Raw genomic sequence first — 13392 nt, 5'->3', positions numbered from 1 at the left:
CTGGTTTAAGGGAAATATTTGATTTATTCGTGATTAATAGTTTTAATGCGTCCATCCCGGGTCTTGACTCAAAAGTACTTACTGAATAGTTACGATTTATTGCTGGTTCATAGTGCCGAAAGGACACAGCGCGCGTCATCCCCGGTAGCGAGGGTTTTGCGGGTTGGTCCTCATTTCCGGCGCAGATTCCAAATATCCGCTGTTGCGTTCGCGACCGGTTACAACAACTTTAGCTTTAATGGCTCGACTACGAGCTGTTGATACAATAACCAGTAGTACAACGCCAGCTTGATGGAAGTGCTTTTCGACTTCCAGGGTATTACCTGATATACCTCTGGTGCTGAAATAGCGCGGCCCCCGGTTTAAATAACTGGGAGCTTTTGTTTATACACCTGTGAACCGGGTCATCTGAGAAAAAGAGGTTTTATATGAAGTACAAAGCCAATATGGCGCTTGCAGTCTCGCTGCTGTTGGCGGTTTCCGGCACGGTGAATGGCGAAGTTGCTCGCGACAGCATCAGCATCGCGGGTTCTTCCACCGTTTTTCCGTTTTCCACCGCCGTGGCGGAAAATCTGGGTAAATCAGGCAAATTCAAAACGCCTAAAGTGGAGTCAACCGGCACTGGCGGTGGCTTCAAGCTATTTTGCAGTGGAGTGGGACCGCAGTATATCGATATCGCCAACGCTTCGCGCTCGATCAAGAAAAGAGAATTGGAGGACTGCGCCAAGGCCGGCGTAACCGACATTGTCGCCGTTAAAATCGGTTACGACGGCATCGTGCTGGCTTATTCCAGGAAAAATACGCAGAAACTGGATTTGAGTTTGAAGGAGCTTTATTTGGCTCTGGCCAAGCGCATACCTGATCCGGTTCATCCTGAAACCGAAAGCCTGATTGAGAATCCGTACAAGACCTGGAGCGAAATCAATCCGCGTTTGCCCGCTACCAGGATCGAAGTATTGGGTCCGCCGCCAACTTCCGGTACTCGTGACGCCTTTGCCGAGCTGGCGCTCGAAGGAGGCTGCATGGATATTCCGTGGCTGAAAGCAAAAAAGGAAACGGATGAGTACTTTTTCAGAAATGTCTGCAGAACCGTGCGTCAGGACGGCGCTTACACCGAAGCCGGCGAGAACGATAATCTGATTATCCAGAAGCTGGAGCAGAATCCCGATACGATCGGTATCTTCGGTTTCAGCTACCTGGGGCAGAATACCGACAAGGTGCAGGGTGCTATTATTGAGGGGCAGGCGCCCGGTTTCGAGAGCATTGCCAACGGCAAGTACGCTATTTCACGTCCGTTGTTCTTCTACGTGAAGAAAGCGCATATTCCCCTGATTCCGGGTATAGAAGCTTATATTGCCGAATTTACCAGCGATAAGGCATCCGGCGAAGAAGGCTATCTGGTGGGCAAGGGGCTTATCCCGCTGCCGGCTGCTGAGCGCAAGAAGGTTGTTGCTGACGCCAGAGCGTTGAAAATTATGTCCATCAAGTAAGCATCAACGCTGCTTCATTGTGTTGTTGCTTGAAAAGCCTCTCATTGCGGGGCTTTTTTGTTATTCGATATTCTGAATCTGTTCCCGTATCTGCTCTATCAGCACCTTGATTTCCACCGAAGCCAGCGTGGTTTCGCTATCCGCCGATTTGGAACCCAGGGTATTGGCTTCCCGGTGCATTTCCTGCGCCAGGAAGTCCAGACGCTTACCGATCGCTTCGTCAAGTCGCAACGTTCGGGTTACTTCGTCCAGGTGGGTGTTCAACCTGTCAAGCTCTTCGCTGACATCGAGTTTTTGCGCGAGATATACCATTTCCTGTTCCAGTAGACGGTCCGGTTCCGGACGTGCAGCCAGTTCCGCGAGACGTGCTTGCAGCCGTTGCCGGTTAAAGTGCAATATTTCAGGAATCCTGCGCTGCGTTTTGGCAATATGCGCGCGAATTTGCTCGCAACGTTCCTGTATCAACAGGGCTAATTGCCGGCCTTCGTTCTCTCTGCTTGCTACCAGCCGTTTCAGCGCTTCTTCCAGTGCATCCAGCAGTTGCGGCTGCAATGCTTCCTTATCGACGTCGGATTCCTTGAGTACGCCCGGCCAGCGAAGCAACTCCAGCGGCGAGCACGGCGACAAACAGTGTTTGCTGTAGTGTTCGATAGTAGACATTGCGTGTATCAGCTCTTCGATCAGCGCGGTGTCGATGCTGATTTGCGCCGCTTCCTGCATATCCTTTTTCAAGGTCAGGTTCAGCTCCAGTCTACCTCTTTTGACGTGACTGCCGACCTGGGCGCGAGCGACGGTTTCGACAAAGCGAAATGCGTCGGGTAAACGAAAGGACAGGTCGAGAAAACGATGGTTTACCGAGCGTATTTCCCATGTGGCCTGCCAGCCTGAAATCAGCCGCTCTGCGCTTGCGAACGCTGTCATGCTATGGATTTTCATTGCAGTTCCTTGTATTTTGAATGAGAGGTTGGGGTTTGTCTGCCTGGGAACTTATGCTGTTGAAGTAAGGTTTTTAGTGTGCCGCTCTGGTTGAGAATGCCTTAACCCGGTTTTCATTGATGGTTACGCAGCAACTCCTGACTGGCAGGTCACCAGTGTTCCATGCCGGTATGCCGGTATGATGGTATATTTTGAGTTTTCACAAGAATGGAATGCGGTCAGGTCAGGTTGCAAGGCTTATATCGGTTAATTACCTTCTTACGATGATACAATCTATAATGTTCTGAGTATAACCTTTTTGAGAGTCAGTGCCTTCGATGACAGTAACGAAACAGGCGGAAAGTTCGCTTTTCGAGTTGAAAAGCGGTTCGATCAATGTACCGGTGTTGAGGCTTTTCAGTAAACAGATTCAAACCTTGCAGCCTGTGCTTGCTGAGAAGGTCGAGCGGGCCCCGATTTTTTTTCGCAATGCGCCGCTGATCATTGATTTGCAGGAGCTGCAGGAGTCCTTGCTTGAGCATGAATTGTTCGAGTTGCTGGCAATATTGCGTTCGTTATCGATGACGCCCATCGGTTTACGCGGTGGCGGCGCGTTCTTGCAGGATGCCGTCACGCAAGCAGGTCTGACGCTTTTGGCCGATTTGCGTCACGAGCCGGCCGCGACAGCAGTAGCTCATCGTCCTGCTGCAGCGGTAAAACCTTCCGCCGTTCCGGCCAGGACACCAAGCAAAATAATCGATCAACCTGTCCGCTCCGGACAGCATATTTATGCTTCGGGCTGCGATCTGGTGGTGCTGGCGCCGGTTAGCGCCGGAGCTGAAATCATCGCCGATGGCAATATTCATGTTTACGGCGTTTTGCGCGGACGTGCTCTGGCCGGGGCGCAGGGGGAGGAAAGCAGCCGGATATTCTGTCAGGATCTGCAGGCGGAACTGATTTCGGTAGCCGGGCATTACCGGGTTAACGAGCAATTGAACGAAAACGACAAAGGTAAGCCTGTCAAGATTCAGTTGCGCGATAACGCGCTGATTATCGAGAACTTGTGATTTAGGTAAATACTGATTATTCTTTTGCGTAATATCAATGTTGCGTACTGATAAGAGAAATCGCCCGGCGTGTCGTTTTTGAAAATAGTTTATCTCCGATCGTCATGTCATTAGCGTGTGGATAAGCTGGATTTACAAGTTTTATCATGTGCTAGGTTCTCAGGCTATCGATATCCGGAGGGTAGGCTGCGGCGGCTGACTTCGAACATGTCGCAGCGTATCCATGCGGGAAAGTTGATTTTATGCCCGGACGGGCTTGGGATGATCGGCAAGCTATAGTTTCCGTTCATGGCGGGTTTGTAAAATCACGAACGGAGTGCTTTATTCAGTGCTTCCTTAACTGACCTTCTTGTTGCAAGGAGGATCTTGAAAATATGAGCGGGGGATTTGGTTTTGGCGCGTATCATTGTAGTAACTTCGGGTAAGGGCGGTGTAGGAAAAACGACAACCAGTGCTGCTATTTCCATGGGGCTGGCGCTGAAAGGACATCGTACCGCAGTGATAGATTTCGATGTCGGGTTGCGTAATCTTGATCTGATTATGGGATGCGAACGTCGTGTAGTGTACGACTTTATCAGTGTCATCAACGGTGAAGCGACCTTGAATCAGGCCTTGATAAAGGATAAGCGCTCGGAGAATCTGTTCATATTGCCCGCTTCTCAGACCCGTGACAAGGATGCGCTGAGCGCCGACGGTGTTGAAGCAATACTCAATGAGTTGAGTGAGACTTTTGAGTATATCATTTGCGATTCGCCGGCAGGCATCGAGCGTGGCGCTACCTTGGCCATGTATTTTGCAGACGATGCGATTGTCGTAACCAATCCTGAAGTTTCTTCGGTACGGGATTCGGACCGCATGCTGGGCATACTGGCAAGCAAGTCGCGCCGCGCCGAAACCGGTGCTGAGCCGATCAGGGAGTTTCTGTTGTTGACGCGCTATTCGCCTCAGCGCGTGAAGTTGGGTGAAATGCTCAGTGTCGATGATGTGCAGGAAATATTGTCGCTGCATCTGTTGGGCATCATTCCCGAGTCCAAGGCCGTGTTGAGCGCTTCCAATGCCGGTACGCCGGTGATTCTTGATGAGCGTAGCGATGCAGGGCAAGCATATTCCGATGTAGTGCGCCGATATCTGGGCGAAGAGGTTCCTCATCGTTTTCTGGAGGAGGAGAAAAAAGGAATTTTCGGCCGCTTGTTTGGAGGGTAACGATATGGGGCTGCTTGACTATTTTCTGTCTACGCAACGGCCGAGCGCCTCCATTGCCAAGGAGCGCCTGCAAATACTGGTCGCGCACGAGAGGGCTGAGCGCAACAAGCCGCCCTATCTGGCGGATTTGCAGCGCGAACTGTTGGAGGTAATCGGAAAGTATGTGAAAGTTGATCGCGAAGATATTACCGTGACCATGGATCAGGATGAAACGCGGGAAATACTCGAGCTGAACATCGTATTGCCTGACGACAAGACCACGCGGCGGCGTTAAGGGTTATACCGGCGCAAATACTGGTCGCGCACCCTATCCTACCATGCCGCCTTTAATCACTGAGCCCGGCAAAAAGCGTCGTACTCAGATAGCGCTCTCCGAAGGATGGGACGATTGCGACTATCAGTTTTTCCTTGTTTTTCGGGCGTTGAGCGACCTGTAATGCCGTCCACAAGGTTGCGCCGGACGCGAGATGCCTACAGAAGACCTTCTTCCCCCGTGCCGAACGGCACGCTGTTTCCAGCGCATCGTCATTTTTTACATGGATAACTTCATCGTAGGCGTTTCGATTAAGTATTTCCGGTACGAAACCGGCGGCCGATGCCTTGTAGCTGGTGTGAGCCTTTTTGTCCGCCTGAAAGTACCGGCGACGCGTCGGGCTCCACTGCAATGCATTGAATTGACGGTTTACGTTCCTTAAGCGCCATGCCTGCGCCGGTTATGGTGCCGCCGGTGTCCACCGCCCGCAACCAGTATGTCGATTTGCCCGTCGGTATCGCGCCAGATTTCTTTTGCGGTCGTGCTGCGATGGATGGCCGGATTGGCGGGGTTTCTGAACTGTTGCGGAATAAAGTAACGGGGATCCGCGGCAGCCAGCTCCTCCGCTTTGCGGATGGCGCTGGACATGCCTTCCGCCGGGTCCGGAGTCAGAATCAAATCGGCGCCATAGGCGCGCAGCAGCGCGCGTCTTTCCCTGCTCATGGTTTCCGGCATGGTCAGCGCGCGCAAGGATAGCCGCGCGCTGCGCAAACCATCGCCAGCGCTATGCCGGAATTTCCGCTGGTGGGCTCGAGTATGATGGTGTCGGCCTTGATTAATCCTGCCTGTTCGGCGGCATTGATCATGGCCAGACCGATGCGGTCTTTTACGCTGTGAGCAGGATTGAAGAACTCCAGTTTGGCAACGACTTGCGCGGCTCCAGCCGATTTGGGCAGCAAGTGTTTAATACGAACCAGAGGGGTGTTGCCGACCAGATCAAATGCTGTCGGCAGTCTTCATACCCCTCTCTACGTGTCCGGTACGGTTATCTGTTTGCAGCCTTTTCGACGATGGGATCGAAGCGTTTAACCTGGGTTTGACCGAAGTTAACCAGTTCAAGACCGACTTCCAGAATCAGCGTGTAAAGCAGTGGCATGCGTGTAAGGGTCAGACCGACGTAACCCAGGGCGGCTATTCCTGCGGCAACCGCAATCACTGCCGGCAAACCGATCAGCGTGATGATTTTGGTTGTGTACCACAGCACCGCGAGCGCCAGCATTAGTACCAGGCCGAAATACACCAATACCATGAAGATAAAAAACAAAAACGTTACAAATTGCAATGTTTTTGCCAGAATAAAATTTAGGTTCATAATTATATAATCCTTCCCGATTTTTTTAGTTCGTATATTAGCTGATAATTATTCAACTCTTGCCATGCTTCCGCATGGAAGCTTTCTGGACGACAAAGTACCGGAACAACGGACACTTGCTCTGTGCTTTTGCGCGCCGCGATTAAAGCCGTATTCGACATGCGTTGTAGCATTTTACCACAGTGCGTTTATCACGGGTCAGCTTCCGCTCTGCCGCTCCGGACGCGATTCCTCAAACAGCTTACTCGGGCGATACGGCTTTTTTTCTAGGTTTCCTGATTGAAACGCTCGGGCCTGCCTTTTCGTCCGCCCACAGCCGTATCTGTATGGGTTTTCCCATGATCCAGGTTTTTTCCAGTTTCTTGAGCGCCTGCTTGGTCGTGTCGGCAGGAAGCGTGACGGTGCTGAATTCGTCGTAAAGTTTGATGTGTCCGATAAAACGTCCCGGAATGCCGGCCTCATTGGCGATTGCGCCGACTATCTCGCGTGGCGTCACGCCGTCGTTGCGTCCGACCTCCAGACGGTACAACACGCCTTCTTCATCACCGCCTTTTTCGCGCCGTCGGTTTTCGCGCGGTTCGCCGCCCGCCTGTTCGGGGCGCTCTCTGCGGGGCGCGCGCGGGGTTTTGGCGTCGCCTCTGTCATGAGAGAGTTCGCTGGCGGGAGGTTTGAGGGCGGGCAGCAGCGGGCGTTCCTTTTGCGCGAGGAAAGTCAGCGCTGCGGCCAGATCCAGCGCAGTCAGTTTTTGTTCCTTGGCAAGATGCTGTACGAAGTTGCTATAGAAGCTTAGTTCTTCATTCTCCAGCGTACTCATGACCAGTTCGCGGAACTGTTCGACTCTGCGATCGGCAATGTCCTGCTGGGAGGGGAGATGCATTTCGCGTATGCGCTGGCGCGTGGCTTTTTCTATTGCGCCCAGCATGCGTTTTTCCCTCGGTGCGACAAACAGTATGGCTTCGCCTTTGCGCCCTGCGCGTCCGGTGCGGCCTATGCGGTGTACGTAGGCTTCCGTATCGTAAGGTATGTCGTAGTTCACGACGTGGCTGATTCGTTCAACGTCCAGTCCGCGCGCGGCGACGTCGGTGGCGACCAGGATGTCCAGAGACTTTTTCTTGAGACGCTCTACCGCTTTTTCACGCAACGCCTGACTCAAGTCGCCGTTCAGCGCCGCAGCGGAATAACCTCGGGCCGATAACTTTTCCGCCAGTTCCTCGGTAGCGACTTTGGTGCGAACGAAAATGATCATCGCGTCGAAGTCTTCGACTTCCAGGATGCGCGTCAGCGCATCCAGCTTATGCGCGCCGGATACCAGCCAATAGCGTTGCGAGATGGCTTCGACCGTCGCTGTTTTCGCTTCTATGCGTGCTTCCTTTGGATCACGCAGATGACGTTTTGCAACCTTGCGGATCGCCTCCGGCATGGTCGCCGAGAACAATGCGATTTGCCGCTTGGGCGGCGTATGTTCGAGTATCCACTCGACATCGTCGATAAAGCCCATTTTGAGCATTTCATCGGCTTCGTCCAGCACCAGCGTGCGCAAACCGTCCAGGTTGAGGCTTTCGCGGCGCAGGTGATCCATTACCCGGCCCGGCGTACCGACGATAATATGGGCGCCGCGACGTAGCTGACGTAGCTGCACGTCCATGGACTGTCCGCCGTAGATGGGCAGGATATGGAAGTCGCGCAGGTGGCGAGCGTAGCTCTGGAATGCCTCCGCTACCTGCAGCGCCAGTTCGCGCGTAGGAGTCAGCACCAAAGCCTGCGGTTCGCGCCGGTTAAGATCCACGGCATTGAGTATGGGAAGGGCAAACGCGGCGGTTTTGCCGGTTCCTGTTTGCGCCTGGCCCAGGAGATCGTGTCCCGCCAGAAGGTGAGGGATGCTTGCCGCCTGGATAGGTGACGGGGTTTCATAACCGATTTCGCTGATTGCTCGAAGTAGAGGAGCGGAAATCGAAAGTTCTGAGAATGTGAAGGATGTTTCGGTTGATTCCATCAGGAGGATGACTCAAAAATTTATTATGGAGTGTATGACACTGGGTCCGCAGTATTACCCGGGCGCAGCCGATTGCGGACTAAAAAACAAAAAAGCAGGCCTGCTTGCGGCCTGCTTTTTCAAAGCATTTCCTAAATACGCCGTTACAGAACAGTTACGTTATCTGCCTGCGGGCCTTTCTGTCCCTGTACTTCAATGAAGGATACCGCTTGCCCTTCCTTGAGTGTTTTAAATCCCGACCCGACTATGGAGCGGAAGTGAACGAACAAATCGCCACCCTTCTCACTTTGGATGAACCCGTAACCTTTTGTTTCATTGAACCATTTTACGGTTCCTTTCTGCTCTTGTGACATGCTTGTTAAATCTCACTAACTTAAATATGCTCAACTGAGCCGATACAACCCGTTATATTTACTGATCGCGCGGCTTTCCAACTGGGAGAGGGAGCGGTTGAAGAGGGTCACAGAGGCTAACTGTACAGACTCAACTGCAACGATCCTAAACGCAGCCGAGTTCAAGCATACAGAAGCCTTATGTCTATTTCAATCATTCATGCGTAAATGCTGTATTATTTTTTAGGGATGGAGGCGGGTTGCATTCTTCAACCGTGGAACGGCTGGTTCGCCGCTTTGTAAGGTGTCAATGGCTGTTGTCTACCGGGGGTTGCTATTGGATGCGCCAAAGCGTCTTTATGGGGTTTCCTGCAACTGTTTGGGGCGTGCGCACTCCGCCCAGCGAAAACAGTTAATGCTGTGATCGTTCACCATGCCTACTGCCTGCATATAGGCATACATTATAGTGGTGCCGGTAAACTGAAAGCCGCGTTGGCGCAGATCCTTGCTTAATGCGTCCGATTGCGGGGTATGCGCAGGTACGCAGCCGGCGCCGCGCCAGGCGTTTTGAAGCGGTGTATTGTCGACAAAGCGCCATAAGTAGCTGTCGAAGCTGCCGAAGCTTTCCTGTATGTCCAGAAACAGCTTTGCGTTGGAAACGGCCGAGAGGATTTTGCGACGATTACGAACTATGCCGGGATTGGCGATGAGTTCCTCGACTTTTTTCGGGTCGAACGCTGCAACCTGTTCGACAGCGAATCCGGCGAAAGCTGCGCGGTAGGCTTCCCGTTTGCGCAGTATTGTCAGCCAACTCAAGCCGGCCTGAGCGCTTTCGAGCACCAGAAACTCAAACAAAACGCGGTCATCGTGTTGGGGAACGCCCCACTCCTTGTCGTGATAATGCTGCTCTTCCGGCGTTTTACAGGCCCACAGACATCGCTCAATGGTGTTTTTGCCGTCATGCACGCCAGCAACTCCAAACCGGCACAAGGTCGGCTGGCAAGGCAGGCAGCCTGCCCAGTTTGACCCAGGTGTGTTCGGGGGCGTGGAAATCGGAGCCTGTCGAAGCCAATAGCTCGAATTTTCGCGCCAGAGTGGCGGCGCTTTGTATATCCTGCGGCGGCGTGTTTCCTGAAACAATCTCCATTGCCTGTCCTCCCGCCTGCTTGAAGTCGGTGAGCAGCCGGCGCAACCAGCTGGCGGTCAGTTTATAGCGATGGGGATGCGCCAATGTCGCTACGCCTCCAGCGGCTTTAATCCAGGCAATGGCATCGCCGATTTCCGCCCATTGCGTGGATACATAGCCCGGCTTTCCCTGTCTCAGATAGCGCTCGAACACCTCGCTGATACTGCCTGCTACGCCGATATTGCACAGGTGTCTGGCAAAATGCGTGCGCGTTATCATGCCTGCTCCGGCAAGCGCCATGGCAGCGGAATAGCTATCCGGAAAACCGTGTTTTGTCAGCCGGGCTCCCATTTCTCTGGCGCGGGCGTCACGTATGTTTTGCAGCTCTCGCAAGCCGGCTTGCAAAACCGGCGAGTCGATGTCGATGTTGAGGCCCACAATGTGTATGGCTTTTGACTGCCAGCTTGTGGAAACTTCAACGGCGGGAATCAGTCTTATCCCTGTCTGGCACGCCGTTGCGTCGGCTTCGACTATGCCTGCGGTGGTGTCGTGATCGCTTAACGCCAGTTCGGTGATGCCGGCCTGCGCGGCATGTCGTACCAGTTCCGCCGGTTCATAGACGCCGTCGGACGCAAGCGAATGTGTATGCATGTCGTGGCGTGAGTTCATTATATGTATGGCGAGTCTGTAGCCCTGGTTTTGACGTTGCTACTGAATTTATTTTCCAAGTGAGCGATAATATCATTCTTAACTTAATATATGCCGGTCAAGGTGCCAAAAATAACAATGCAAAAGCAGCATAGCTATACCCGGGAAGAACTGCTCCAATGTGGTAGGGGTGAATTGTTTGGTCCAGGTAACGCGCAGCTGCCGCTGCCGCCGATGCTGATGTTTGACCGGATTATCCGAATCAACGACGATGGTGGAGCCCTTAAAAAGGGAGAGATAGTTGCGGAGCTGGACGTAAATCCCGCTCTGTGGTTTTTTTCCTGTCACTTCCAGAACGATCCGGTTATGCCCGGCTGTCTGGGTCTCGACGCCATGTGGCAATTGGTCGGTTTCTATCTGGGATGGATGGATGGAAAGGGGCGCGGACGGGCGCTTGGCGTTGGGGAGGTAAAATTTCGTGGACAGGTATTGCCGCACAATTCGCTGGTTACTTACCAGATCAATCTCAAAAGAGTCATGATGCGTAAATTAGTGATGGGGATCGCCGATGCAACAATGGCGTGCGACGGCAAAATCATCTATGAAGCGACCGACCTGCGCGTCGGTCTGTTTATCTCTACGGACGATTTCTGAGGAGGCCCATTATGAGACGTGTAGTCGTAACCGGTGTAGGTATCGTTTCCAGTTTGGGTAACAATAAACTGGCTGTTGCCGAGTCTTTGCGCGAGGGGCGCTCGGGTATCGCATTCAGCGAAGAGTACCAGACGCTGGGCTTCAGAAGCCATGTGCATGGGCCTATTAAAATCGCGCTGGAAGATTTGATCGACCGCAAGGCGCGGCGTTTCATGGGGGACGGCGCGGCGTTCAATTATGTCGCGATGCAGGAAGCCATACAGGATTCCGGACTCGAAGAGTCCGACGTTTCGAATCCGCGCACCGGTCTGATCATGGGATCGGGTGGGCCGTCGACCTCGAACATGTTGCTTGCGTGGGATACTTTCCGTGAAAAGGGCGTAAAAAAGGTCGGACCGTACATGGTGCCGCGCGCCATGTCCAACACCAACTCCGCGTGTCTGGCGACGCCGTTCAAGATCAAGGGCGTGAATTACTCCATCAGCTCCGCTTGCTCCACCAGCGCGCATTGCATCGGCAACGGCGCCGAGCAGATTCAACTGGGCAAGCAGGACGTTGTGTTCGCCGGAGGCGGCGAGGAAGTGCATTGGACCATGACCGTGCTGTTCGACGCGATGGGCGCCTTGTCTTCGAAATATAACGATAATCCGCTGACCGCTTCCAGGCCTTACGACGAGACGCGCGACGGCTTCGTGATCTCCGGAGGCGGCGGTGTGCTGGTGCTGGAAGAACTGGAGCACGCCAAGGCGCGCGGCGCGAAAATTTACGGCGAGGTGGTGGGATACGGAGCCACTTCCGACGGTTATGACATGGTGCAGCCTTCGGGCGAAGGCGCGGTGCGCTGCATGCGTCTGGCTATGGCGACCACCCGGGGGCAAATTGACTACATCAACGCCCACGGCACCAGTACGCCTATCGGCGATATCAAGGAGTTGCAGGCGGTCAAGGAAGTTTTCGGCGACCAGGTGCCGCCAATCGCATCGACAAAATCGTTATCCGGTCACGCGCTGGGCGCCGCCGGCGTGCATGAAGCGATCTACTCGCTGCTGATGATGCAGGAAGGATTTATCAGCGCCTCCGCTAATATCACGCAACTGGATCCCGGCGCGGAAGGCGTGCCCGTGGTGCGCGAGCGTGTTGACAATGCTCGGCTTGATACCGTCATGTCCAACAGCTTCGGTTTTGGCGGCACCAATGCGACATTGATCTTTCAGCGGTATGCAGGCTAAGCCGGCTGCACAGGCGCTTAACGAAAAGCAGCGGTACGAGTTCAATAAACTGCAAAAACGTTTGCGCCGGCTGACGGGCGAAGCCATTGCCCGCTACCGGATGTTAGAGGAAGGCGACCGCGTCATGGTTTGTCTTTCCGGTGGCAAGGATTCCTATACGCTGCTCGATATGCTGTTGAGTCTGAGAGTCAACGCGCCGGTGCATTTCGATATCGTCGCCGTGAACCTCGACCAGAAACAGCCCGGCTTCCCGGAAGATGTGCTTCCGGGTTACCTGAGCGCCAGAGGCGTCCCGTTTCATATCATTGAAAAAGACACCTACAGTATCGTTAAACGGGTGATCCCCGAAGGGAAAACCACTTGCGGGCTGTGTTCCAGGCTCAGACGCGGCATGCTGTATCGCTATGCCGGCGAGCATGGTATAACCAAAATCGCGTTGGGCCATCATCGCGACGATATACTTGAAACATTTTTTCTGAATCTGTTTCATGGCGGCAGCCTTAAATCCATGCCGCCCAAGCTGCTGAGCGACGACCGGCGGCACATCGTCATTCGTCCGCTGGCTTTTTGCAAGGAAAAGGATATCGCGCGCTATGCGCAGGCCAAGGATTTTCCGATTATTCCGTGCAATCTTTGCGGATCGCAACAAAACCTTCAGCGTCAGGCGATGAAGGAAATGTTGTTATCCTGGGAAAAGCAGGCGCCGGGACGGTCGGAAACCATTTTCAGCGCGTTGCAGAACGTGGCGCCCTCGCAATTGGCGGACGTGGCGCTGTTCGACTTTGCCGGTCTGGAATCGCTACGCTCAGATCTGCAGGTCGCCGATACCGAAGGCAGCGAGCAGGAAGCGCTGGAGCTTTGGGGGGCATGATGTTGACGCTGTTGAGTTATTTCTCACTATTTACGGTTTCGGCCATTGCGATGATCGTGTTGGATGACGATCCGGCCGCCGTGTCGGTGGAAGAGTGGGTATTGTTTGCTGTGATGATTTACTCCGCCTTTTCTTTTTTCCGTACTTACCGCGATTTGACGAAATAATGAATAAAGCTGACGCAGGCGCAGCGCAATCTGTTCGATGCCTGGCGGTCTTGCCGGGTATGCTCGCCCGGC

Annotated in this window: 17 protein-coding genes; 8 read left to right on the top strand and 9 right to left on the bottom strand. The window is 53.6% G+C overall.

What is annotated here, in order from left to right; translation table 11 throughout:
• Nucleotides 1–428 precede the first annotated feature (428 nt).
• Nucleotides 429–1490 carry a PstS family phosphate ABC transporter substrate-binding protein gene (locus tag F6R98_RS15480; RefSeq protein ID WP_228124905.1) on the top strand — a complete coding sequence of 354 codons (1062 nt, stop codon included), beginning with the start codon at nt 429–431 and terminating at the stop codon, nt 1488–1490.
• 60 nt (nt 1491–1550) lie between these two features.
• On the opposite strand, the gene F6R98_RS15475 is transcribed toward F6R98_RS15480, so the two are convergent.
• Nucleotides 1551–2426, bottom strand: a complete 876-nt coding sequence (locus F6R98_RS15475; RefSeq protein WP_153249822.1) for a YicC/YloC family endoribonuclease — start codon at nt 2424–2426, stop codon at nt 1551–1553.
• Between the two features lie 317 nt (nt 2427–2743).
• Here F6R98_RS15475 and minC point away from each other — a divergent pair, with 317 nt between their 5' ends.
• The 3 genes from minC (at nt 2744) to minE (ending at nt 4949) form a co-directional block, all read left to right on the top strand.
• A complete protein-coding gene (minC, locus tag F6R98_RS15470) occupies nt 2744–3472 on the top strand; it encodes a septum site-determining protein MinC (protein WP_153249821.1) in 729 nt (242 codons plus the stop codon).
• Nucleotides 3473–3865: 393 nt separating this feature from the next.
• A complete protein-coding gene (gene minD, locus F6R98_RS15465; protein WP_153249820.1) occupies nt 3866–4675 on the top strand; it encodes a septum site-determining protein MinD in 810 nt (269 codons plus the stop codon).
• A gap of 4 nt (nt 4676–4679) precedes the next feature.
• A complete protein-coding gene (gene minE, locus F6R98_RS15460) occupies nt 4680–4949 on the top strand; it encodes a cell division topological specificity factor MinE (protein WP_153249819.1) in 270 nt (89 codons plus the stop codon).
• A gap of 52 nt (nt 4950–5001) precedes the next feature.
• Here the strand turns inward: minE and F6R98_RS23010 are convergent, their stop codons facing one another.
• The 8 genes from F6R98_RS23010 to F6R98_RS15430 all read right to left on the bottom strand — a co-directional run bounded on the left by F6R98_RS23010 (nt 5002) and on the right by F6R98_RS15430 (nt 10402).
• Nucleotides 5002–5340, bottom strand: a complete 339-nt coding sequence (locus F6R98_RS23010; protein WP_320412138.1) for a hypothetical protein — start codon at nt 5338–5340, stop codon at nt 5002–5004.
• A gap of 26 nt (nt 5341–5366) precedes the next feature.
• Nucleotides 5367–5651, bottom strand: a complete 285-nt coding sequence (locus F6R98_RS23005; RefSeq protein WP_320412137.1) for a pyridoxal-phosphate dependent enzyme — start codon at nt 5649–5651, stop codon at nt 5367–5369.
• A gap of 14 nt (nt 5652–5665) precedes the next feature.
• On the bottom strand, nt 5666–5887 hold the full coding sequence (locus F6R98_RS23000; protein WP_320412136.1) for a pyridoxal-phosphate dependent enzyme: 222 nt from the start codon (nt 5885–5887) through the stop codon (nt 5666–5668).
• A gap of 86 nt (nt 5888–5973) precedes the next feature.
• Nucleotides 5974–6300 (bottom strand): hypothetical protein, encoded by a 327-nt coding sequence (locus F6R98_RS15450; protein ID WP_153249818.1) that lies wholly within the window; start codon nt 6298–6300, stop codon nt 5974–5976.
• A gap of 241 nt (nt 6301–6541) precedes the next feature.
• Nucleotides 6542–8293 (bottom strand): DEAD/DEAH box helicase, encoded by a 1752-nt coding sequence (locus tag F6R98_RS15445; protein WP_153249817.1) that lies wholly within the window; start codon nt 8291–8293, stop codon nt 6542–6544.
• Between the two features lie 143 nt (nt 8294–8436).
• Nucleotides 8437–8646 carry a cold-shock protein gene (locus F6R98_RS15440; protein ID WP_153249816.1) on the bottom strand — a complete coding sequence of 70 codons (210 nt, stop codon included), beginning with the start codon at nt 8644–8646 and terminating at the stop codon, nt 8437–8439.
• Nucleotides 8647–8982: 336 nt separating this feature from the next.
• Entirely contained in the window at nt 8983–9591 is a 609-nt protein-coding gene (locus F6R98_RS15435; RefSeq protein ID WP_315699607.1) for a DNA-3-methyladenine glycosylase I, read from the bottom strand.
• Nucleotides 9584–10402: a PHP domain-containing protein gene (locus tag F6R98_RS15430; RefSeq protein ID WP_265588104.1), complete on the bottom strand. Its 819-nt coding sequence runs from the start codon at nt 10400–10402 to the stop codon at nt 9584–9586. The genes F6R98_RS15435 and F6R98_RS15430 overlap by 8 nt, the downstream gene beginning before the upstream one ends.
• Before the next feature lie 135 nt (nt 10403–10537).
• Here F6R98_RS15430 and fabA point away from each other — a divergent pair, with 135 nt between their 5' ends.
• The 4 genes from fabA to F6R98_RS15410 are packed head-to-tail and all read left to right on the top strand — an operon-like array spanning nt 10538 to nt 13320.
• Nucleotides 10538–11053 (top strand): 3-hydroxyacyl-[acyl-carrier-protein] dehydratase FabA, encoded by a 516-nt coding sequence (fabA, locus tag F6R98_RS15425; RefSeq protein WP_153251089.1) that lies wholly within the window; start codon nt 10538–10540, stop codon nt 11051–11053.
• A gap of 11 nt (nt 11054–11064) precedes the next feature.
• Nucleotides 11065–12282, top strand: a complete 1218-nt coding sequence (gene fabB / locus F6R98_RS15420) for a beta-ketoacyl-ACP synthase I (protein WP_153249814.1) — start codon at nt 11065–11067, stop codon at nt 12280–12282.
• Complete coding sequence (gene ttcA / locus F6R98_RS15415) at nt 12272–13153, top strand: tRNA 2-thiocytidine(32) synthetase TtcA (protein ID WP_153249813.1); 882 nt, start codon at nt 12272–12274, stop codon at nt 13151–13153. The genes fabB and ttcA overlap by 11 nt, the downstream gene beginning before the upstream one ends.
• Nucleotides 13150–13320, top strand: a complete 171-nt coding sequence (locus F6R98_RS15410; protein ID WP_153249812.1) for a hypothetical protein — start codon at nt 13150–13152, stop codon at nt 13318–13320. The genes ttcA and F6R98_RS15410 overlap by 4 nt, the downstream gene beginning before the upstream one ends.
• The last annotated feature ends 72 nt before the right edge of the window (nt 13321–13392 follow it).

The sequence above is a fragment of the Candidatus Methylospira mobilis genome, from assembly GCF_009498235.1.
In the GTDB taxonomy this organism is placed as follows: Bacteria; Pseudomonadota; Gammaproteobacteria; order Methylococcales; family Methylococcaceae; genus Methylospira; species Methylospira mobilis.
The sequence above is the reverse complement of the archived record's forward strand: the minus strand, read 5'-3'. Positions and strand labels throughout refer to the sequence as shown.

What these genes read in the sequence shown, in the direction of transcription:
- F6R98_RS15480 (WP_228124905.1), top strand. Translation starts at nt 429, where the DNA reads ATGAAGTACAAAGCCAATATGGCGCTTGCAGTCTCGCTGCTGTTGGCG.
- F6R98_RS15475 (WP_153249822.1), bottom strand. Translation starts at nt 2,426, where the DNA reads ATGAAAATCCATAGCATGACAGCGTTCGCAAGCGCAGAGCGGCTGATT.
- minC (WP_153249821.1), top strand. Translation starts at nt 2,744, where the DNA reads ATGACAGTAACGAAACAGGCGGAAAGTTCGCTTTTCGAGTTGAAAAGC.
- minE (WP_153249819.1), top strand. Translation starts at nt 4,680, where the DNA reads ATGGGGCTGCTTGACTATTTTCTGTCTACGCAACGGCCGAGCGCCTCC.
- F6R98_RS23005 (WP_320412137.1), bottom strand. Translation starts at nt 5,651, where the DNA reads ATGAGCAGGGAAAGACGCGCGCTGCTGCGCGCCTATGGCGCCGATTTG.
- F6R98_RS15450 (WP_153249818.1), bottom strand. Translation starts at nt 6,300, where the DNA reads ATGAACCTAAATTTTATTCTGGCAAAAACATTGCAATTTGTAACGTTT.
- F6R98_RS15445 (WP_153249817.1), bottom strand. Translation starts at nt 8,293, where the DNA reads ATGGAATCAACCGAAACATCCTTCACATTCTCAGAACTTTCGATTTCC.
- F6R98_RS15440 (WP_153249816.1), bottom strand. Translation starts at nt 8,646, where the DNA reads ATGTCACAAGAGCAGAAAGGAACCGTAAAATGGTTCAATGAAACAAAA.
- F6R98_RS15430 (WP_265588104.1), bottom strand. Translation starts at nt 10,402, where the DNA reads ATGCATACACATTCGCTTGCGTCCGACGGCGTCTATGAACCGGCGGAA.
- fabA (WP_153251089.1), top strand. Translation starts at nt 10,538, where the DNA reads ATGCAAAAGCAGCATAGCTATACCCGGGAAGAACTGCTCCAATGTGGT.
- fabB (WP_153249814.1), top strand. Translation starts at nt 11,065, where the DNA reads ATGAGACGTGTAGTCGTAACCGGTGTAGGTATCGTTTCCAGTTTGGGT.
- ttcA (WP_153249813.1), top strand. Translation starts at nt 12,272, where the DNA reads ATGCAGGCTAAGCCGGCTGCACAGGCGCTTAACGAAAAGCAGCGGTAC.
- F6R98_RS15410 (WP_153249812.1), top strand. Translation starts at nt 13,150, where the DNA reads ATGATGTTGACGCTGTTGAGTTATTTCTCACTATTTACGGTTTCGGCC.